Here is a 21,564-nt window from a genome sequence, read left to right on the forward strand (position 1 = left end):
TATATTACTTTTCTTTTAAATTTTTTATAAAATCTAAGGCAAGTTGAGTCGACTTAATAAGTTCTTCATTACCTTTATATTCTCTCAATTTCAAAGCCTCTTTAAAACATTTTTCAGCTTCAATCACTTTATTAAGTTCCAATAAACATTTCCCTTTATGTTGTAGCACATAGTCTAAATATAAGGAATCGTGAGCTAGACTCAACTCTAATGCTCCGTCGAAAAATTCCAATGCTTTTAGATGATTATTATTATACTTTAACGCTTCACCTAAACGGATTTTGCATACGATTTCTCGTTTAAAATTCAGTTCTGTAGATGCAATCTTTAAACACCTCTCTAGTATATTGATTGCTTTCTGAGTTTCCCCAAGGATTCTATAAAGATTACCTAATGTTCCCATGATAAAATACTTTTCCTCTAAGATATTAGTAGATTTTAGTAATCCTTCAGCACTTTGAATGTACTGTTTTAGCTTTGAAGAATTAGAAGTCTTTTCTCGCAGAAAATGCTCTCTATCAAAATAGATAAGTTCATTTATCTTTGAAAGAGATTTCTTGAAATCAGCAAAATTCAACCTTACCCCTCCATCAAAAAAAGAGCATCTATCTAATAGATAAACACTCTCCTGCATTTATTACTTCACTCGTACTAATGGAACTTTCTTTTTTAGGTTAAAGATTAATACACCTGAGATGATTAGCAATACACCCACAATGTCCTGCCATTTCAGATCGACTTGAGGTAATGTTAAAAATCCTGTGACGTCAAATAATAGCGAAAAGGCTAGCTGTGCAATGATACTTATTAAAACCGTTTTCGTTGGGCCAAGTCGTCTCATTGCCTGAATCATCGTGTAAATGACACCGACTCCTACTAATCCAAAAAACCAGTAGCTCGGTTTCATGCCACTTACGTCAAAAATCTTTGTTCCCTGAAGTAGTAATCCGATTATCAAAGCAGCAACGCTACCTGTTAATAAAACAAATGTTGTAGCGAACCATGAGCTTACATGTTCATTTAAATGCCGATTAAAAATATTTTGCAAACCGACAAACGCCCCTGCTACCAATGCTAAAAGTATACCTATAATCAACGTATTCTCTCCTCGTATATGTTATGTTTCGCTAGTTCAATAAGTCGGTCGTGCTGGATGATTAGAATTGAATCCTTTCGCCGTTCAATAATGTTTTCATTAACCAAGTCCACAAGTACCCGATTCATATGGCGCTTACTAGTCCCTATTAAATCTGCTGCATCCTTTAGCTCCTTATTGGAAACGGTTCTATCATTTAAGGCTACCGATAGAAGATAACTGCACAAACGCACTTCCACTGGATACATTAGATTAAAAGCTAAGGCATTGGAGTTCACATACAGCTTCTCTGTGATTCTTTCCAATACAAATTGAACAAATGGTAAATGATTCATGCCAACGCTTTGTGCAATGTGCACCGGTATAGTGAGTATTAGTACATCCGTCATCGCCTCTACTGTGTTGATATATGGAGCCTGCTGAACAAATTCAATATCACCTAAAATATCAAATTTCTCTTTAAAGGATAAAATCAGCCTTTTTCCTTCGTCAGAGGTTTTATAGGTTTTGATTTTCCCTTTTACTAAAAAGAATACGTATTCCGGCTCTTCACCCTGCTGAATGATAATATTCCCCTTGCTATAGCGATTAAGTGCCAATGAGCTGATTAACTCATCATTTAGAACACGATCCAACGAAAACTTTTGTATGTAATTTTGCAAGTAGTCGTCACTCCTATAAGCTGATGAAAATTGCACCAAGCATCATTAATGCTAGACCTACCCATTGTTTACCAGCAATTTTTTGTTTTTTAAGATCGAATAATCCGTAAGCTTCAATCATAATTACGATTCCTAATTGGGCCAATAATATTAATGCATTTGATATTGTTGCTCCGACATATGAAACGGCTATGACACTTGAAGCAACTACGATTGCTCCAAATGAACCACCAAACAAGTATAATGGCTTTACTTTATTTAACCCTAAAGTTTGATTTTTCTTGGAAAATAAGTAAATGATAAATGCACCTGTTGCCCCAGCTGCCTGTGTTATCATAGCTGTTGTCCAAGTGCTGAGCTCTGAACCGATAGTTGCGTTAGTTACATTTTGGAGTGCTATAAAAAATCCTGAAAGTATAGCCAAAATTATTCCCATGCTTAAAATCCTCTTCTCGATGTAAGTATACTCTTATTACACCATTTGCCATTCAATTATAAAAGGACATATGTCTCGTTTTCAGAAAAAGATAAAAGCCTATCCCAAAATTCCTGGAATAAGCTCTTAGAATGTTAATCTTATGTATTCCTTACTGTAACTCTTTCCACCCTATTCTCCTTGTTGTTCCATTCTACTTGTATTTCAAATGTACCTTCTTCAAAGAAAAGAGGAAATCTTCTACGTATCGATTCCTGCATCGGCAAATTGAGCGCATCCTCTAGATTTACCCAAACTAATTTACCTTCTGGTGGATTTTCAAGAAGCTCTCCCTCAAAATCCTTTGTTATGTAATTGAAAATCATATATCTAGCCATAGAATCGGGATTTACATATTCATATAGTCCTTTATATACGAGATTTCTAACCTTTAGCCCGGTTTCCTCCTTCACCTCACGAATAGCACTTTCCACAATGCTTTCAGGAAATTCAACTTTACCTCCAGGTGGAATAAACCCCTTGAAATCATCATGCTGCCTATCTAAAAGCAACACCTTACCTTCCTTTTGAATCATACAAACTGTCCAAAGCTTATAATTTATCGAATTATTCATGACTTCCTCCTGTGTAATTAGCAATTTTAGCCCATATGAATGTCAGTGCCAAATTGAATCAAATCTAATTTTCTAGCTAAAGCTTGAGAGGCAAAATTGTCCCAAGATGTACTATATAAAGCGACTCTTCCTTGTCTTTGAACCTCAGCTGCCCATGCATTCGTCACTTCAATTCCATATCCTTTTCCTCGGTAATTTTCATTTGTAAAGACACTTGCTTCAGCAGCCTCTTCTGTTTGTCTTGCGCTACAGCAAATTGAAATCGGTTTGTTGTCTTTCATAACGACAAAGCAAGGCTTCTTATATTCAAAATCCTCAAACGTATATGGGAAGTAAGGCTTCAACAGCGCTTTGTTTTCGTGTTTCACTTGAATGATATTTGAAGAATTGCTTTCTTTGATGTCTGGAAAAACAAATGCAGGTCCCATCCAGAAATCATTAACTTGTCCAACTTCATTTAAAATCTTAATAACTTCTGCTAAATCAGTCCCTGCATTTTCCTCAAACACTTTTTCTAGCCTTTCAACAATGTTCTCATCAAGTAAACTGGAAAATCTTACTATATTTCTCAACCTAGTTGCCCCGATAAAAACTTTAGGCGCTAAATCAAATGGCGGTTCATTTATCCTAGTTATACGATTTTCAATATCATGCTGAAAAAGCACCTTGGCATGAATATCCATCACTATGTCATCAGTTAGCATTTTCAAACCTCCGAAAGTATCAATAAACTTATTATTCGTGGTGACACGTCCCGTCCCCTGCTTAAAATTTCTTAGCACGAAAAAAGCGTCATCCTCTTTGTAAGGACAACGCTCGCAATCTTTTTATAGCTGAATACTACTCACTTTATTTTTCCCATTAACCTTTGAATTGTATAATGCTTTATCAGCCTGGTCGATAAAGCATTTAGGTTCCATATTATTATTAGGTATAACAGAAGAAACCCCAATACTAATCGTCACAAAATCAGAGATTTCTGACCCGCTATGATCGATGTTCAAATTTTCTACTGCTCTACGTAATACTTCAGCTTTGGCAATTACTTTAGCAATATCTTGCTCTAATGTGATAATGACAAATTCTTCTCCTCCATATCGTGCTGGAAGTTCTGCAGGATTTTCAAACAAGTCTAATACCGTTTTCGATATTAAAATCAAGCATTCGTCACCTAAAACATGGCCATACAAATCATTATATCTTTTAAAATAATCAATATCGAAAATGATAAGATTTATGTTGTTTCTAGCATTTAACTGGCGCTTCCACTCTTCCTCAAACTTTTGGTTAAAGTAACGCCGATTATAAAGACCAGTCAAACCATCTTTGTTGGCCAAATTATCCATATACATACGATTTACTTCTAATTGCATTCTCATTGAATTGACATTCGAGATTAGATCAGCAATTTCATCGTTCTTAATATACTTTGGTGGTTCTTTTATAAAAATATTATTGGAATAATCTTTAACACATTCACTTAGCTCTACGATTGGACGTGTAATAGAGTTGAATTTCTTAAATAGAGTACTCCACAAAACACCAATGGTTAAAATAGTAAGTAAGGAACTGCCAATGATGAAAACAATCACTTTATGTATAAAGACCTCTTGTATATGTTTACTTTCTGTTTCAACGTGATTATGTGCAGCTGTATAGGATAATCGAAAAGAATCAAAAGCTGTTTTTCCGATTTTTAGTTCCTGTTCAGTAAGGTGTTCATTCACCTTACTTGACTGCACATGTGGAATCCCAAATTGATTTGTCCAGATTTCGCCATTTTTAATTGTATCTAATACATATAAGTTAAAGCTTGGATACTTATTTATTTGCTTCTGCAAATCTGCTTTTTTAGTTTTAAATACTATTATCCCATTATAAAATGGTTGTAAAAACTCAATATTCCCTGTTAAGTTATATCCCCTTTGACCAGTTTCTTGATCAATTACAGCGATATAAAGAGCAGTTAAATTTTCGTCAATCTCAATTAGTTCCTTTTGTCTCGCTCCATGCTTATCGACCTCTTTTACTAAATAAACCAAAGAAAGAAGTATCAAAATTATAAACAATATTGCCGTTAAACCTGTCCTAAACAATAGTCTTTGTCCAAGAGTATGATGTGTATTCTTCATATGATTTATCACCCTTAATTACTATAAAAACACCTACTAAATTTTATCTTATCAAGTTTTAGTAAGCAATAATAAAAAATACCCGAGAATAGTATTTAGAGACTGATACTTCAAGAATAATAGGCGACTATTCAAAAAAATATAAAAATATATAAAACTCAATAACACAATTAGCCAGTCTACCTATAGAGGATAGGAATACTTCTTTTTAACGATTCTTTCTTAGAATCCGTGTACAAAAAAGCGTAAACAAAATCTTTATGAGATTGTTTACGCTTTGATAGAGTTATTGTGATTACTTAAATCTTATGTAAGAGTAGCCGCCCTGCCGTAATTATTATAGAAAGTTTTTAACCACCACTCCTCAAAGTGGGTGTTTGCAAAAGATTTTCTGTGTATCATCATTCACCGCAGTGTGATGCTCGCCATGCCATCTTCGATCTAAAACTCCCTTTTACAGCTTAAAGGTTAAAACTTAATATTCTACGTACAACGCAGCTTTAATATTATATTAAGATAAACTTTTCGCCTGCACAAGTAAGTATATTAGAATAATTTTTTCAAGTTAAACTTTATAGAAAGAGAGGTTTTATTTGCTAATAGTTTTATTTATTCCTTTGAGCTCTTTTCCCGTATTCAATTCCCACATTAAAGATTGCCGAAACCATTGCTATAAAGAAAATTGCTTGAACAACTAAGTTAGCAGTCCATATTTCTAAATAGTTCATAAAAACAAAAAGCATTAATAATATCGCAGTTAGTATATTTATCAAGAAACGAGCCTTCATAATCTACTCCTCTTCCATAAAGGTTTGTAAGTTTTTTTCTAAAACAATTTTATGCAAACCATTTTCATCAGTATACGTCTCAATAATGTCAAAGCCATTCTTAATATTTAGAATCAACATACCTCTCCATTTATTCATCGTTTTTGTCTGGACAATGTTATAACCACTGTTTTTTAAATATCGATGCTGCATTTCCATTAAACTAGCGGCTATACCTTGATTTCTATATAGGAGATTCACTCCACCTAACCAGCTATAAAACTTATCATTAGTAATCTCATAGCCCATTTTGTAGCCCACTACCCTTTCCCCATCCCGAGCAGTTATGATTAATAGCTTTGATTTACTCGACATTTTAGTAATCAAATCATCTGAATCTCCGAAAATCGCAACATGTAGGTTTAATATTTCATTTAATATATTGGTATCTGGTATTGAATCAAAAATATTATATTCCATTAGTTATTCCCTTCTTTAAATGAGATTGAAATTATTACTTAAGAAAGAAATTATCAACCTTTTGTAGAAAAACAATACATAGATTGATATAATACTTTTACAAAGGTAAGGGAGAGAGCTACTATGCAAAACGTATCCAAACGCACTATTCTGTGGATTGTCCCAATAGCTATTATAGCAATTTTTTGGTATTTTTATGGCCCACAGGAGGAAATTACAGATAATGAGTACATTACATATATAAAGGAATCGCCAATTCAGGAATCTGGTGCATCATTTGATAGCGCGTTAGCCACTACCTGTACCGATAATAAATGGGTGTATTTTAAAACTCAAAAGAATCATAATGTCGTTGAGTTTAAAGGAAAATGTGACATTGATAGTCAAGTGAATGATGTGAATTTGCAATTTGTCGTTGAAGATGACCAAAAAGGATTTGAAACCGGAGTTTTACTTCTAGATGGTAAACAGCAAACTGAAGATCAGCGTGATGAAGTTTTAAAATTAATAGTTTCTAAGTAAATGGTCGTTACCTTAAAGGCATAAAGCTTTTGAGGTAACTTTTTTATTCTCTTAAAATTCGGGTAAAAATTTGATATATTTTAATAAGATAAACATGTGAAAGTAGGAAATTTTATGAATGTTGCTTCTGTTGCGAAGATGTCTATCGCAATGGCGATTTTTGGATCTATTGGCTTTTTTACAATTCATACAGGGATTCCTGCTGTTGAACTTGTATTTGTACGCTGTATTTTTGCAACTATATTTTTAAGTGGAATGTGGTATTTTACTGGTGGACACAAAACCGAAGCTTGGAGTAGACGCGAGGTGCTCCGAACCTGTCTTTGCGGCATTTTTCTTGTACTGAATTGGGTATTCTTATTTAAAGCGTTCGAGGAAATGTCCATCTCGATAACAATATCCATTTATAATTTAGCACCGATTTTTGTGTTAATCTTAGGAACTTTATTCTTAAAAGAAAAAATGACGCTTCAAGGAATTCTAGCTACAATTGTATGTTTCATCGGAAGTATTCTTATTGTAGGAATTGATAGCTTCCAATCTGTTGATCAGCTATTGAATTCAGGGTTTATTTGGGCATTACTTTCAGCTCTTTGCTATGCATTAACAATGATTACGAGTAAAACTATACAAAATCTATCACCCTATTCTATGACCTTTATTCAAACTGCTATTGGGATCGTGATGCTGTTACCATTTTGCGATTTTGCTGTGTTTAACGGTTTAACAACATCTAATTGGATTTACATTATTGGCACAGGCTTGATACATACAGGTTTTGTCTACTATTTATTCTTTGATAGTGTTCGAAGTTTACCTACATTTTTAGTATCTGTACTAACATTTGTCGATCCTGTTGTTGCGATTTTACTGGATATAATTATTCTGTCATTTAATCCAACAGTGCTTCAAGCATTAGGTATTTTGTTAATCTTTGGTGGTATTTTATATACCATAAAACCAAGGAAAGAAAAGGCTCAGATATAGATTTAGCGACAAAGTCCTTTGATTTATGAAGGACTTTGTTTTCACATGTAATTTACATACCACTTAAAACAAAACTGTTTAATGACAAATCTTCTTCACTTGTTACATTCATCTGCTCATAGAAGCTTGTAACAAGGGTCTGTATCATAGGCGGTGCACTAATAAAATCACTACGAATACTATTGGCATAGTTCTTCTCCCACAGTCCATCCTGTAAATAAGTTGCATCTACATTACCTTCTTTTATACTTTGAAAACCTGCCTTTTCAAGTAACTTTTGAATTTGCTTTTTATGAAACAGATTTTGTATATTGCCATCATTTTGTACAAAATTTGCGTGCAAGGCCAGAATGGAGGCTGCAAAAAAATGAGGACGCTGTGATAGATAAATAAAATCAAGATCCCACTCAGCAAGGCGAATGTTTTTTGCTATTTTACGTAGCTTGTGAAAATAAGCTAGTAAATCTTCTGGTCTTTTAAAATACCAGGAACAATGAGATAGCACAGCTACATCAAATATTTCACTTGATTCAAAGGTTTCTAAATCCGTTTCAAAATGGAATGTTATCCGTTCTCCCAATGCAGACTTCTTAATTGTATCTGTCGCTTCTCCTAATGTCCAAGGTGCCCCATAGTCTCTGCTTGCAATATCTATGGCGACAACTTTCCCTTCATTCCCTACTGCGTCAGCTAATGCTACGGAAGTATCCCCCTGTCCACAGCCAATTTCTAGAACTCTCATACCTTTTATAATCCCAAAGGCTTCTACTAATTCTAAACGGTGTTGTAATTGAACCTGCTGTACCTCATCTGTTTCAAAGAGCTTATATTTAGATAAAAAGTTATTTGTATTACTACTTAATGCAACAATTGCCATAGTCCACCTCCAGAGTATTTAAGTCTCTTACTTTGTATTCTACTTAAAAGAGGTATTTCCCTTTACTTAAGAAAAGCCTAATTTCTCACTTGAAAAAGAGAAATTAGGCTTTAAACTTAAGATTTAAAATAGAAATTTTTTAATTATTCTTTACTGAATCTAAAACAAAATCTGCTTTTTCTAAATCATGCTTCATTTGTTCATCTAAATCATATGCATGGTACATTTCGTTTTTAATCATATATTGAGCAATCTTATCATGCGTATCAATTGCAATATCCAATTCACGGCGCAACAGCTTTTTTAATGAAGGAGTTGCTGTTTCTGTAATAGCTACAGAAAGATTTCTTACTCCTGCTTTAGCCGATACAAGTAAATCAGTTGCAATTGCTAGGTCATCAATCATTGGCATTTCAAGCTGTTCGTTATTGGTTTCATCTGATTTTTTTGCTGCCATTTTATATTTCCTCCATTCTTTTTAGGCACTTGCATCAGCAAGTACTTTTCTTAATTCTTTAACCGCCTTTGTTGATAGTTCTAGGTCTTCCTGGATAATGTCTTTAAGCTCCTCATCTTGAACCATATCCACAAATAATTTACTTTTTGTTACACAGGCAGTTTTAAAAATTAAAACTTCATGTGCCTCTAATTGCTCGTGTAGTGCAAGTTTCTCAGTTGCCATTTCATTACCTCCTAGTTCGATTATGTACTACAATTACCCTGTAAAACTATTTTCAATCATAGATTTAGTAGTATCCACACAAAAAAACAGACAAAGAAAAGTCTCCTTTTCTTCGTCTGCTACACCTACATATTATCTCTCCGTCATTTGCTTCCAAACTGAGCCTTTTGCTTCTTCGCCTTGTTCGATACGGGCGATGGCCATTTTAACTTGGAGCTTTACTTCAAATTCTTTGTCATCTTCAGCATCGTGTAATGCTGGTAGACAGCTTTCTGTCCCTGTTTCAAATAGATACATTGCCGCACGCCAGCGAACAAGCTTATTTTTATCCTTTAGGGCTTCAATCATATATGGTTCAAATTCAACTAATCCTAAGTCACTCATGCAATCTCCTGCTGTACGGCGAACCGCGGAGCTTTTGTCCTTTAATGCACGAGCTAAATATGGAACAACCGCTACATCGTCAATCATGCCTAGGTATACTGTTGCTAAACGACGAATAGACATTTGATCGTCTTCTAATGCTTTTTCAAATAATGGCAGATCGTCTACCTCTGGATCTGGTAGCTGGTCTAATAATTGATAGCGTTTTTGCCAATCCTCTGCGGCTAAGTATTGCTCTAACGTTACTTTTTCTCTTTCTAGTGTAACTGTGTTTTTCTTACTGGCACCTTCTACAATTTGAGCGACGCGTTGTTCTGGATATGTCGCATTGAGTTCTTCAATAATCTCATTAGCGATATCTTCTTTTTCACCATATCGAACACCGAAATCTACCCACTTACGTTCAAGAAGGTAATTATCATCGAATTTGTCGACTTCGATTGATTGAAAGGCTTGTACGAAACGCTCCCCTGCTGAAACACGATGCTCAATCGCTGAATCAAATACTTTTACCTGAAGAGGCAGACCTCTAAACATTTGTACATGAACAAACACTTCTCCAAAATGATCGTCAGCTTGTACGTCTTCTTGGCTAGCAGCTTCACCTTTTTCGCCTAATGCTACTCGTACACTCGCTAAGATTGGCTCCCACTGAAACTTGGCATTTCGTTCAACTGCTAAAAAGTCAGCTACATGGTAAACTCCTTTAACTCCTTCGATTTCTAGGATAGCTTTGATTTGCTCAGAGGCACCCTCTGTTTTTTCCTTTGTGAAGTTAAAGGCCTTTCCAAATGGAAGCTCCTCGTCTACCACAATTTTCATCGAATTCGGACTTGGTGTTGGCTCGATTGTTACAATTTTCATAGTATCTCTCCTATCCATTGACGATGTCGTCTAAATACGTCCATCTTTCTATTAATTCTTCATAGTTTTTGTTTAGCTCATCTAGTTTTTCAGTTAACTGTTGAAGCTTTGTATAGTCTGCTCCTGCTGTAGCTATCCCTGCCTCAGTGGCTTCAATTTCCTCCTCCACTTTGGCGATCGTATCAGAAATTGTTTCCCATTCCTTTTGCTCTTTAAAGCTAAGCTTTTTCTTTTCTGTTTTAGCCTTTTGTGCTTTTGGCTTCTCCACTTTTACTTCTTTTGCTTCCTCTTTTTGAGACTGCTGTTGTTTCTCTAGATAATCGCTATATACATCAAGGCTCTCATTCACATTTCCTTGGCCATCTAATATCCATAGCTTTTTTGCGATTCGATCCAGGAAGAAACGATCATGGGAAATGGTCAGGATAACACCAGGGAAGTGCTCTATAAAGTCTTCCAGTACTCCTAATGTTTCAATATCTAAATCATTTGTTGGCTCATCCAATAATAAAACGTTTGGCTGCTCCATCAGTAAACGCAATAAGTGAAGTCTTTTTCGCTCCCCACCGGATAATTTTCCAATCGGTGTACCATGACTATGTAGTGGGAATAAAAATCTCTCAAGCATCTGTGCAGCAGAATAGCGAACCCCTTCTGCATCTGTTATGTCATTTGAAGCCTCGCGGATATATTCAATGATACGTTCGTTTTCATTCATCGCAGGAATCACTTGCTTGAAATGTGCTCTTTTTACGGTAGAACCAACAATCACTTCGCCTGAATCTGGCTCCAGCTCCCCAGCAAGTATGTTTAATAATGTAGACTTACCGTAACCATTGGCACCAATTATTCCAATACGGTCGCCCTGCTGTAATAAGAAGTTAAAGTCTTTTAGAATAACACGCTCGCTATAAGCTTTTGACAGTTGTTCGCCTTCAATAACCTTTTTCCCAAGTCTTGATGTGGCAAGAGACAATTCTAGGTTAGCATCTTTTGAGCCGCGCTCGATTTTGGAATCTAACTCATCAAAGCGATCGATTCTAGCTTTTTGCTTTGTTGTACGAGCTTTAGCACCACGACGGATCCATTTCAGCTCAGAACGATAACGATTTCGCAATTTGTCTTGCGTAGCTGCTTTCATTTCTTCACGCATTGCACGTGACTCAAGATAATCTGCGTAATTCCCTGTATGACGATAGAGCGTTTGATCGGCAAGCTCAAAGATATGTGTTGAAAGCTCGTCTAAGAAATAACGATCATGGGTAATGAAAATAACTGCCCCTTTTAAGCGCATCACCATTTCCTGTAGCCATTCAGTAGATTGCACATCCAAGTGGTTCGTAGGTTCATCCAGTAGGTAAAGATCTGCAGGTTCTATTAATACCTTGGCTAGTGCAACTCTTTTTTGCTGGCCACCTGATAGGCTTGTCACTTGGCGATCAAACATATCTATTCCTAATTTTGTCAGGGCTTGCTTTGCAAGAGCATTGACATCCCAAGCCTTATCATTATCCATTTGCTGCTGCAGACGGAATAATTTATTTTGCAATTCCTCTGACTCAGGATTTCTTGCTAGCTCTGTTAATGTATCTTCGTATTGTCTGTTTAGCTGAAGAATCGGTGAATCTCCCGAGAACACTGCCTGTAAAACAGTTTCTCCTTCGTTGAACTTAGGTTCCTGGGGCAGATGGGATATACGATATTTGTTTGGATGATCCATTTCCACTGTATCTGCATCCTGTAGACCAGCTAAAATAGATAGCAATGTCGATTTCCCTGTTCCATTTATGCCGATTAAACCAGCACGTTCACCCTCATAAATAGTAAACTCAATTTTTTCAAATAGCGTTTTATCGCCAACGGTTTTAGTTAAATTTGATACGATTAAATGACTCATAAAGTTCCTTCACTTTCCTTTTTTAGCTGCTGTAAATCTGGTATCTTGCAAAGATAAACCCTACATTTCACAACATCAACAATACCAAGCGTTTTATATAATTCTAATTATAAAGGATAATGAAAAATAAAGCATTAAAGCGGATTGGGTTTGATAAGTTCGAAGTAAAACATTAGCACAAGAAAAGAACTATCCGATAGTGGATAGTCCTTTCCCGCAATCTATTGTTCGCATGCCCAACCATCGTTATCACGATCATGTCTGCTTGCATATGCCGGGTGAGTGGATTTGACCCCACTCGGATAAAATTGGCGAAGCGTAGTACAGTTATCAAAGCTTGTTGGTGCTCCCGGTATTATATATGTCCCAGAGTTCGCATCTCCAACTGGAGGCTTAGGTGTTGGTGTTTGACTTGTATTAGCACCTTTAAACTCACTAGCATCAACATTATAGGTTTCACCGTTTGTTTTAACCGAGATTGTTCCATCTTGAGCTGTTGAATAAACCCTAGAACCAACTGATCTCAGGTTATTAAGTACCGTTGCATGAGGATGACCGTAACTGTTCTCTTTTCCATAGCTTAACATTGTTGCTTCCGGCTTTACTTCTTGCAGGAAGCTTAGAGCACTGCTCGTATTTGAACCGTGATGCCCCGCCTTTAGGATAGTAGAAGAAAGGTCAAATTGTGTTGCCATTTGAGATTCTACTTCAGTATCTGCATCTCCCGTTAGTAAAAACGAAACCTTATTATATGTTAGCTTCAATACAATCGATGCATCATTATTGTCTATTGCATTTGGGTTACTATATAGCACTTCTACCTTTAGCGAAGGGTCTAGATTGATTGTTTGACCTTTCACCGGTTCAAGATAAGCTGATCCCTCATTATTAGCTGCTGTTAATAATTCTTCATACGTTACAGTAGTATGGTTCTTACCACTATTTACAAAATTATTAACATTAAATGAGGCAAACACATCAATCAATCCACCAATATGGTCTGCATCAGGATGAGTTGCCACAACATAATCTAAATCCAGAAGTTTTTGCGATTTCAAAAATAAAACAACAGCATTACCAGCGGCTTTCGTCCCACCATCAATCAGCATAGTTTTTCCATTTGGAGACTCGATTAATATTGAATCCCCTTGACCAACATCAATAAAGTGAACCTCCATACTGTTGCCTTTCGTTCCGATTGCACTATACAGGAAAACAGCAAAATGAGACCGCGTTATATTGGCATTTGGTTTAAAGGTTCCGTCTGTATATCCGGAAGTGACATTATTATTGGCCAGTGCTTGAACGTATTTGTAAGCCCAATGACCGCTTGCTACATCCTTGAATTGTTTAGCAGAAATACCCGTTAATTTGTACGCGTTCGTTAATATAACAGCCATCTGTGTCCTTGTCACAAAGCCATTCGGGTCAAATTTATTATTTCCCTTTCCACTCATGATTCCGGCATTTGCAATACTAGCTATTTGCTTATAGTAAGGGTGAGAGGTTGGTACATCTGAAAAGTGAGGATTCGGCACATCAGTATTCTTATCTAACTCCATGACGTTTGCAATAATCAAAGCTGCATGTGCTCGTGTCAGTTTATTTTCTGGCATAAAGGTGCCGTTGGGATAGCCACTAATAAATCCATTATCAACTAAATAAGAAATTTGTTTTTTATATGAGTGAAACATAGGAACATCACTAAATTTCACAGCTGCATTTGTAATAGTAGGAATGATTCCGATAGTTAACAGCATGATAATAATTATTGAGGATGTTTTTCTCATTTAACTCTCCTTGCCTAACTGTCATTTTGTTTACAGTAAGTAGTATACTAACTACTTAAAAAATAATGATTGTTGTATTTTTAACAAAAAGAGAAAAAATGGAAACTCTTTAGGAAATAAAAAAGGTTGAAGCGAGTAAAATACTCGTTCAACCATTTTATAGCGTACAATAAATCAGCCATACATATTCGGTAATACCTCTTTAGGTATAGGATTCACGTATTGTCCCTTTGTTTGCTCACGTAATTCATTTTTAGCCTGAACAATTAAATCAGGATTATCTAAAAGTTCGATAGCCGTTAATGCAAGCACTTTACTAGCATAGAGCATTCCCTTATGAGCCAGTCCAGTTCTTCCTTGCGATACAAGCTGCCAAGTATGAAGAGGTGTTCCTAGCACAAAGCATGTAGTAAAGAATTGTGATGTCGGTACAACCCAGCTCACATCAGCAACATCTGTTGATCCAGCCATTGTGATAGTTGATTTTTGATAAGGTATTACCTTGGGATAGAAGGTAGAGTCTTTTTCGATTAAATCCTCTACATGGCTATCTTCATTGATCGATTTGATTTCCTGCAGCGCACTTGTAAGCTCAGACGGCGTAATGGTTTTAGCCATTTTCTTTGCATAATCAAGCTCTTCCTCGCTATACGTTGGTAGTCCCACTAACTGTAATTTATCATATACAATTTTGTTGATTGTATCGTTTGCAATATAGTTGGAGCAGGCTTTGTCAAATTTCACTTTTACTTTTGTTTCTGTCATTAATGCAGCGCCCTCTGCAATTTTCAGAACACGTTTGTAGATATCATCAACCTCTTGAATCGTATTAGCTCTAATTAGATATAAAACCTCAGCATTTGCTTGCACGACATTCGGTGAAATCCCACCTGAATTCGTTACGGCATAATGCACTCTCGCATTACTTGAGATATGCTCTCGCAAGTAATTGACCCCAACATTCATTAATTCCACAGCGTCCAAAGCACTTCTTCCAAGATGAGGCGAATTAGCTGCATGGGAAGCAGTACCTTCAAATTCAAAATAAACTTGATAATTTGCTAGTGAAGAATAATTAAACACACTTGTGAAGGAATTGGGATGCCAGGTTAACGCAACATCTACATTATTAAAAACACCTTCTCGAACCATGAATGTTTTGCCTGATCCACCCTCTTCAGCTGGGCAACCAAAGTAATGAATCCTTCCCTCTACTTCACCCTTATCTATTAAATCCTTTAGAAGTCGAACTGCCCCAATGCCTGCAGTTCCTAATAGATTATGACCACAGCCATGACCATTGCCACCTTCAACATGAGCTTCTCGAACATCGCTACCTGCTTTTTGACTTAGTCCAGGAAGAGCGTCAAATTCTCCTAAAATTCCAATGATTGGACCCGTACTACCATATTTAGCAACAAAGGCAGTATCGATTCCACCAATGCCCATTTCAATTTCAAATCCATTTGCCACTAAATACGTCTTTAAAATTTTTGCTGACTCAACCTCTTGATATCTCGTCTCAGGAACATCCCAAATTCGATCAGCAAGATGAATAATCTCATCCTCATACTGCTTATATAAACTATCAATTTGTTCTAACTTACTAGCCATTTACTTTCAACTCCTCATATAGCTTGAAGGGAACATTCACCCATATCTCTAGAGCTGAAAGCATATCCTCTTCTTCAATATCAAACTCCTCGTGATGATGTCCTGCTGCTAAATTTGTTCCAATAATAGAGTAGCAGGCTAAACCACCCTGCTTTTGTACTTTTTGCATTAAGAAGGTTGCATCCTCTGAGCCAGCTTTAAAGTCTCTATATTCAATAACTTCCTTTACTGAAGGCTGTTGTATAGCTGTTTCCTTTAGAATTTTCGCTAATTGTTGATCTGATGGAATATTCAATGCATATCCAACCTTTTCTAGTTGAACTTCGACATCGTACATTGCTGCAACCCCATTGAATATTTGTTCAACCCGCTCTTCATAGAAGCTGTTGATAGCTGTTGTTTCACCACGTATTTCCAGCTGCATTTTGGCCAATGAAGGAATGATATTACGACCACTTCCGGCTTCTAATGTTCCAACATTTACACGGGCTACTCCTTCACTATGCGGAGGTAAGCTGTGTAGGGCAAGAGCAGCTTGGGCACTTGCTAAAAGCGCATTTTTTCCTTGTTCAGCATTAATGCCAGAATGGGCGGCAACCCCTTTAATCGTTACATCAAATTTAGTTGTGGCCAAGAATCCATCAACCCCTGCGACAAAGGTTCCTTTTGGAATACCAGTACCGATATGAAGGGCGCATAAGTAATCTATCTTGTCTAATAAAGGAGATGCAACAATGGCACTCCCTCCCCTTACGCCTTCTTCTGCTGGCTGGAAGATGATTATAATCTTTCCACAGAGCTTATCTTTTACTTTCATGAGCTGCTGTGCTAACCCTAATCCGATCGTAGCGTGACTATCATGACCACATGCATGCATAAAACCATCATTTTGAGAACGGAAATTTAATTGCTGAGGAACATGTTTTTCTTCGGACGATTCTAGTATTGGTAGTGCATCAATATCAACTCGATAAGCAATGGTTGGTCCTTGAATACCTGTATCCAAAACAGCAATTACGCCTGTTTTTCCTGCTTCCATTTTCTCTAACCATTTGCTTGATACATCACTCTCAATTGCTTTTTTATAGAAAGCATCTGCTAAGACTTTATCCGGAACACCCATTGAGTCGCCATGCACAATTTCTTTGCCTACATATACCTCATAACCCCAAGCTTCAAGGTTTTCAGCTATAATAGCAGAGGTACGAAACTCAAGCCAGCCTGGTTCTGGAAATTTATGAAAATCTCTTCTCCATTCTCTTAAAACCTGTAAATAATCCTTTTCTACAGTTAAAAAGTTCATCTAAGACATCTCCTATTTTAATAAGTAGTGAATACCTGGACCAATCGGAATATTAAATAGTACAAACACAAGCATTAATAGAATCCAAGAAATTAAGAATACAATTGTATATGGAATCATCAATGACATCAGTGTCCCAATGCCTGCTTTTTTGTTGTAAACAAGCATGAAGCCCAGGATGATGGCGAAATATTGATTTAACGGCGTAACCATATTTGTTGAAGATTCCCCAACACGATATGCTAATTGAATAAATGCCGGATGGTACCCTAGCAGCATAAATGTCGGTACAAAAATAGGTGCAACAAGAGACCACAGTGCAGATCCACTGATTATAAATAAACTTAAAATAGCTACTAGCAATACAAATAAAACAACCGCAAAGACATTTGTTAGTTTAATAGCCGTTAATATATCTGCTAAATGTACTGCCATCCAAGTAGCAATATTTGTCCAGTTAAAATATCCGATAAACTGACCAATAATGAAGATCAATACAATATAGCTCGATAAATCACGAATAGCCTCAGCCATAATATTTGGAACGTCAGCTACCTGAGTAATTTTCTTAACCGAAACACCATATGTAATCCCTACTACCAAAAAGAAAGCAAATAGAATCGGTACTATACCAGATAAAAATGGTGAACGTAAAATTGTCCCATCGTCATTAAGTAGAGGAGAATTTGGAATAAACATTAGAACAAGTATCGCACCGACAAAGAGGATTGTTGCAATACCAGTATTACGTAAAGCACGGTTCTCTAAAGGTGATAATTCATGCAAATCTGCCTTCTTCTCACCGTTGTATGGCCCTAATCGCGGTTCTACGATTTTGTCGGTAACAAGTGCTCCTAGAAATGCTAGTAAAAACGTTGAAGCACTCATAAAGAACCAGTTATCTAATGGTGACACAATCATTGTTTCATCAATTGTTTTTGCAATTTCCGTTGTAATTCCAGATAATAACGCATCTGTACCTGCTACTAGAATATTAGCTGTAAAGCCTATACCAGCACCAGCTAGTCCAGCAGCTAAACCGGCAAGAGGATGTCTGCCCAAGGATAGAAATACTAATGCTGCTAAAGGAGGAATAACTACAAAAGCTGCATCTGAAGCAATATTTCCTAAAATTCCAATGAAAACGACCATAAATGTAACGATTCGTTTAGGTGTTTTAACAATCGCCTTTGTCATTAAAGCCGAAAACAGTCCTACCTTTTCAGATAAGCCAATACCTAGCATCATTGTTAGTACTAAGCCTAATGGTGCAAAGCCAGTAAAGTTTGTCAAAGTATTAGCCAAAATGTAGCGAATACCATCTTTTGAAAGTAAATTATTAACTGTTACTGTTTCTCCTGTATTAGGATGAATAACAGAAGCTTGCATAGTACCTAAAATAAATGAAATTACTACCAAAATCAGTGTAAGATACAAAAAGAGCATAAATGGATGTGGCAGCTTATTACCGATTTTTTCAACGGTATTTAGAAATTTGTTGAAAGCTCCATTGTTTTCAACTTCAATTTCGGGATTATTTTTCATAATCTATATTTCCCCCTTTATTATTTTCGGACAATTTATTACAATGTCTTAAAATAAATATTAAAAAATTAAGAAAATTTACACAATGGTAAATAAGGAGGGTTTTATATGTATAAAATTTGCGTCTTTTCAACTAATCTATCTTTTCAATGGGTAAAAAACTGTGAAAATATTAAAATTGATAATATTAATCTGCAAATCTTCATTTATGAGGACCTAAGACATTTAGAGAAACTATTTCTAGACAATATAAAAACTTATGATGGTGTTATATTCAGTGGACAGATTCCTTACCTACATATTCAAAAACATTTAAGTGAATATTTCACGTCAATTCCTTGTGCTTTTTTTGATATTACCGAACGAGATTTTTACTATAAAATAGCAGAGCTACAATATAAGCACCCAGATTTCTCGTTCAAGCATTGTATGATTGACTTTCTTTATAAAGAAAATAACTATTTAAGCCTGGAAGAACTGCTTTTACCAGAGGATTTTCCCCATCTTCTAAGTGAGAGCATTGAAGTTTTTGGGTTACCAAATGCTTATGACGTTGTCTATAATGCCCATGCAAAGCTATGGAAGGAACAAAAAATTCGGTTCTCACTTACTCGTTTAACCAATTTGTATACGTATTTTGAAGATGAAACTATTCAGCCTATACTAGTAACCCCTACTGTAGACAGCATGGAGATTACCATTTTAGAGGTAATGAAGGAGATTGAAGTGGCTAACCTATTAAATAGCCAGGCTGTTGCTGGTTATCTTGAATTTTCGATGTCTCAAAATGATCCAGCTGAAATTGAATATCGACAAATTGCCCTTTATAAATCAATTTTAGATTTTAACCGAAAGCTAGGGACATCGTTAATAACATATAGAAGTGCTATTCACTACGAGCTAATAACGAATTATAGTGATTTTCTGATGATTACAAATAACCAAGAAAAATGTTCTTTAGTTGAGTTTTTAAGAGATGAGCTTTCTTTTAAGGTGAAAATTGGATGGGGTATCGGAAAAACATTACAAGAGGCTAGGTTCCAGGCAGAGAAGGCCGCAGCCTACTGTACAGGCTCTTTAACAGAATCCTATATTTTAACAAAGGAAAATCACTTAATTGGGCCATTGGATGGTAATTCTTCTATATCGGTAAAAGAATTTCAAAATGATAAGCTGATAACCATTGCTAATGAAACGAATATTTCCTTGCTTCATTTACAGAAGATTTATGGGTTAATATACAAACTAAAAAAGGATACATTAACCGCCGAGGAGCTAAGTATTCACCTATCGATATCTGTACGTACAGCAAGCAGAATACTAAAACGGCTAGAAGAATTTAATTATGCCTCCTCCCTTTTAAACAAAGTGACAAAAGCTAAAGGTCGTCCAAGTAAATCCTACAAATTAGAACTCTAACATTAGTAAGTGCTAGGTAACATCGATTTGCTAACTCCGTAAAACAATAAACCCTAAACAAAGAAGTTTTTCGCTTTCTGTTTAGGGTTTTTTATTATTATGTAAAACGTACTTTGTTAATGTGTTCTTTTGTAAGAAAACTTTTATATTTTGTTATTCTATGCTCTGCCTTCTCTTTCAGCCTTCAGCTGCTCTAAAAATCCTACCATGAATGTGTGACGTTTTTCAGCCATTTCCTTCCCTTTTTCAGTTGTCATTAAATTCTTTAATAATAGAAGCTTTTCATAGAAATGCGTCACAGAAGCTGTACTTTTCGAACGGTAGTCATCTTCAGACATTTCAAATCTTACTTCCTCATTATCATCATAGAGCTTACGACCCTTAGCCCCACCATAAGCAAATGTACGAGCGATACCTACCGCACCGATGGCATCCAAACGATCGGCATCACGAACAATTTTCGCTTCAATCGATTTAGCTGCAACTTCATTTCCCCCGTTGAACGACACACTTTCAATAATCTCCTTGATATGCTGCTTTTGATTAGCTGAAAGGTTTAACGAGTTAAGTAGCGTTTCTTCATTTTCTTTAGAATCAGTATATTTTTTATCGCTTACATCATGTAAAAGTACCGCAATTCGAACAATTTCCGGATCTGCTTTTGGCTCTGTTTCTAAAATACTCTCTGCATTTTGAAGAACCCTTTCAATATGCTGAAAATCATGACTCGCATCAAACTGATCATAGATTTTCTGTACTGCTTCTTTAAGTTGATTAATCATATTCATCACTCCTATTTCTTCTATTATAAATAGATTGAATTGAAGTTGCGAGTTTTGGGTTTGCTTGCGAGTTTTGTACATTTACTTGCGACTTCACTACACTTACTTGCGACTTTCACAACTTTACACTACACTCACTTACGACTCGCCATTTCACTTTCCAAAACTATTTCATCTGAACGAGTATTATATTGGGACGAGCCACAATATGATAGTAAAAAGGAGTTTTAAAGGGGAGATTATGTATGTATAAGAATGAAGTTGGTGGATTTGTGCTGAGGCTTGTTTTAGGTGGGATTTTTTTACTCCACGGCATTGTGAAATTTAAGGAGGGTATCTCTGAAACCATTACTAGATTTCATGAATATGGAATACCCTACGCAGAAATCGTAGGATTTGGGGTAGCCGGCATAGAAGTGCTCGGGGGCTTCTTTTTGATAATCGGCTTTTCGGTTCGATTTGTTTCCTTCCTATTAATTTCTGTCATGGCGGGGGCAATTGTATTTGTTCACTTTGAAGATGGCTTTTTAAATGGCTATGAGTTTAATGTCGCATTAATTGCAATGGCACTTTACTTACTATTTGCTGGAAGTAATATGATGTCACTGGATCAGCTATTTAATGCAAGTGAAAAGAGCTCGAAAGGGAAAATTCAATTCCGCGGCTAATATAAATTGGAGAATTAGCCGTCCGAATTGTACCGACATAAAG

The 21,564-nt window shown here is 36.0% G+C and carries 23 protein-coding genes and 1 other RNA gene; 4 read left to right on the top strand and 20 right to left on the bottom strand.

What is annotated here, in order from left to right; translation table 11 throughout:
• Nucleotides 1–4: 4 nt before the first annotated feature.
• The 10 genes from BJ095_RS07415 to BJ095_RS07460 form a co-directional block, all read right to left on the bottom strand.
• On the bottom strand, nucleotides 5–577 hold the full coding sequence (locus BJ095_RS07415; RefSeq protein WP_181417988.1) for a tetratricopeptide repeat protein: 573 nt from the start codon (nucleotides 575–577) through the stop codon (nucleotides 5–7).
• A 60-nt stretch (nucleotides 578–637) separates the two neighbouring features.
• On the bottom strand, nucleotides 638–1,096 hold the full coding sequence (locus tag BJ095_RS07420; protein WP_107934481.1) for a DMT family transporter: 459 nt from the start codon (nucleotides 1,094–1,096) through the stop codon (nucleotides 638–640).
• Nucleotides 1,093–1,758 (bottom strand): Crp/Fnr family transcriptional regulator, encoded by a 666-nt coding sequence (locus BJ095_RS07425; protein WP_181417989.1) that lies wholly within the window; start codon nucleotides 1,756–1,758, stop codon nucleotides 1,093–1,095. Before BJ095_RS07425 ends, BJ095_RS07420 begins: the two co-directional genes overlap by 4 nt.
• Before the next feature lie 13 nt (nucleotides 1,759–1,771).
• Nucleotides 1,772–2,194, bottom strand: a complete 423-nt coding sequence (locus BJ095_RS07430; protein ID WP_107934479.1) for a DMT family transporter — start codon at nucleotides 2,192–2,194, stop codon at nucleotides 1,772–1,774.
• Nucleotides 2,195–2,334: 140 nt separating this feature from the next.
• Nucleotides 2,335–2,808 carry an 8-oxo-dGTP diphosphatase gene (locus tag BJ095_RS07435; RefSeq protein ID WP_107934478.1) on the bottom strand — a complete coding sequence of 158 codons (474 nt, stop codon included), beginning with the start codon at nucleotides 2,806–2,808 and terminating at the stop codon, nucleotides 2,335–2,337.
• A gap of 26 nt (nucleotides 2,809–2,834) precedes the next feature.
• Entirely contained in the window at nucleotides 2,835–3,512 is a 678-nt protein-coding gene (locus tag BJ095_RS07440; protein ID WP_107934477.1) for a GNAT family N-acetyltransferase, read from the bottom strand.
• Nucleotides 3,513–3,635: 123 nt separating this feature from the next.
• Nucleotides 3,636–4,940 (bottom strand): diguanylate cyclase, encoded by a 1,305-nt coding sequence (locus BJ095_RS07445; RefSeq protein WP_107934475.1) that lies wholly within the window; start codon nucleotides 4,938–4,940, stop codon nucleotides 3,636–3,638.
• Between the two features lie 313 nt (nucleotides 4,941–5,253).
• A non-coding RNA gene (ssrS, locus tag BJ095_RS07450) (6S RNA) lies at nucleotides 5,254–5,444 on the bottom strand.
• Nucleotides 5,445–5,545: 101 nt separating this feature from the next.
• The gene (locus tag BJ095_RS07455) at nucleotides 5,546–5,728 is read right to left on the bottom strand and encodes a hypothetical protein (protein ID WP_107934473.1); all 183 of its coding nucleotides are present in this window, start codon (nucleotides 5,726–5,728) and stop codon (nucleotides 5,546–5,548) included.
• Between the two features lie 3 nt (nucleotides 5,729–5,731).
• Nucleotides 5,732–6,187 (bottom strand): GNAT family N-acetyltransferase, encoded by a 456-nt coding sequence (locus BJ095_RS07460; RefSeq protein WP_107934471.1) that lies wholly within the window; start codon nucleotides 6,185–6,187, stop codon nucleotides 5,732–5,734.
• A 123-nt stretch (nucleotides 6,188–6,310) separates the two neighbouring features.
• Between BJ095_RS07460 and BJ095_RS07465 the strand changes: the two genes are divergently transcribed.
• A complete protein-coding gene (locus BJ095_RS07465; RefSeq protein WP_107934469.1) occupies nucleotides 6,311–6,709 on the top strand; it encodes a glucosamine 6-phosphate synthetase in 399 nt (132 codons plus the stop codon).
• Between the two features lie 114 nt (nucleotides 6,710–6,823).
• A complete protein-coding gene (locus BJ095_RS07470; RefSeq protein WP_107934467.1) occupies nucleotides 6,824–7,696 on the top strand; it encodes a DMT family transporter in 873 nt (290 codons plus the stop codon).
• A gap of 52 nt (nucleotides 7,697–7,748) precedes the next feature.
• On the opposite strand, the gene BJ095_RS07475 is transcribed toward BJ095_RS07470, so the two are convergent.
• From BJ095_RS07475 to BJ095_RS07515, 9 genes are all read right to left on the bottom strand, one after another.
• Complete coding sequence (locus BJ095_RS07475; protein WP_107934465.1) at nucleotides 7,749–8,573, bottom strand: SAM-dependent methyltransferase; 825 nt, start codon at nucleotides 8,571–8,573, stop codon at nucleotides 7,749–7,751.
• Between the two features lie 139 nt (nucleotides 8,574–8,712).
• On the bottom strand, nucleotides 8,713–9,030 hold the full coding sequence (locus tag BJ095_RS07480; protein WP_235867604.1) for a spore coat protein: 318 nt from the start codon (nucleotides 9,028–9,030) through the stop codon (nucleotides 8,713–8,715).
• A gap of 21 nt (nucleotides 9,031–9,051) precedes the next feature.
• Nucleotides 9,052–9,255 (bottom strand): spore coat protein, encoded by a 204-nt coding sequence (locus BJ095_RS07485; protein ID WP_107934464.1) that lies wholly within the window; start codon nucleotides 9,253–9,255, stop codon nucleotides 9,052–9,054.
• A 132-nt stretch (nucleotides 9,256–9,387) separates the two neighbouring features.
• A complete protein-coding gene (locus tag BJ095_RS07490; protein ID WP_107934462.1) occupies nucleotides 9,388–10,503 on the bottom strand; it encodes a conserved virulence factor C family protein in 1,116 nt (371 codons plus the stop codon).
• 10 nt (nucleotides 10,504–10,513) lie between these two features.
• Complete coding sequence (locus BJ095_RS07495) at nucleotides 10,514–12,400, bottom strand: ABC-F family ATP-binding cassette domain-containing protein (RefSeq protein WP_107934459.1); 1,887 nt, start codon at nucleotides 12,398–12,400, stop codon at nucleotides 10,514–10,516.
• Between the two features lie 221 nt (nucleotides 12,401–12,621).
• The gene (locus BJ095_RS07500; protein WP_107934457.1) at nucleotides 12,622–14,190 is read right to left on the bottom strand and encodes an S-layer homology domain-containing protein; all 1,569 of its coding nucleotides are present in this window, start codon (nucleotides 14,188–14,190) and stop codon (nucleotides 12,622–12,624) included.
• Nucleotides 14,191–14,364: 174 nt separating this feature from the next.
• Nucleotides 14,365–15,804, bottom strand: a complete 1,440-nt coding sequence (locus tag BJ095_RS07505; protein WP_107934455.1) for a M20 family metallopeptidase — start codon at nucleotides 15,802–15,804, stop codon at nucleotides 14,365–14,367.
• Nucleotides 15,797–17,107, bottom strand: coding sequence for an amidohydrolase (locus BJ095_RS07510; protein WP_107934453.1), 1,311 nt, complete (start codon nucleotides 17,105–17,107; stop codon nucleotides 15,797–15,799). The genes BJ095_RS07505 and BJ095_RS07510 overlap by 8 nt, the downstream gene beginning before the upstream one ends.
• Before the next feature lie 12 nt (nucleotides 17,108–17,119).
• Nucleotides 17,120–18,652: an AbgT family transporter gene (locus tag BJ095_RS07515; protein ID WP_107934451.1), complete on the bottom strand. Its 1,533-nt coding sequence runs from the start codon at nucleotides 18,650–18,652 to the stop codon at nucleotides 17,120–17,122.
• 108 nt (nucleotides 18,653–18,760) lie between these two features.
• Here BJ095_RS07515 and BJ095_RS07520 point away from each other — a divergent pair, with 108 nt between their 5' ends.
• Nucleotides 18,761–20,071, top strand: a complete 1,311-nt coding sequence (locus BJ095_RS07520) for a helix-turn-helix domain-containing protein (RefSeq protein ID WP_107934449.1) — start codon at nucleotides 18,761–18,763, stop codon at nucleotides 20,069–20,071.
• Between the two features lie 158 nt (nucleotides 20,072–20,229).
• Here BJ095_RS07520 and BJ095_RS07525 read toward each other — a convergent pair whose 3' ends face one another.
• Nucleotides 20,230–20,859 carry an HD domain-containing protein gene (locus BJ095_RS07525; RefSeq protein WP_107934447.1) on the bottom strand — a complete coding sequence of 210 codons (630 nt, stop codon included), beginning with the start codon at nucleotides 20,857–20,859 and terminating at the stop codon, nucleotides 20,230–20,232.
• Between the two features lie 239 nt (nucleotides 20,860–21,098).
• Here BJ095_RS07525 and BJ095_RS07530 point away from each other — a divergent pair, with 239 nt between their 5' ends.
• Nucleotides 21,099–21,521 carry a DoxX family protein gene (locus BJ095_RS07530; RefSeq protein ID WP_107934445.1) on the top strand — a complete coding sequence of 141 codons (423 nt, stop codon included), beginning with the start codon at nucleotides 21,099–21,101 and terminating at the stop codon, nucleotides 21,519–21,521.
• Nucleotides 21,522–21,564 lie beyond the last annotated feature (43 nt).

The organism is Ureibacillus chungkukjangi (assembly GCF_003217295.1).
In the GTDB taxonomy this organism is placed as follows: Bacteria; Bacillota; Bacilli; order Bacillales_A; family Planococcaceae; genus Ureibacillus; species Ureibacillus chungkukjangi.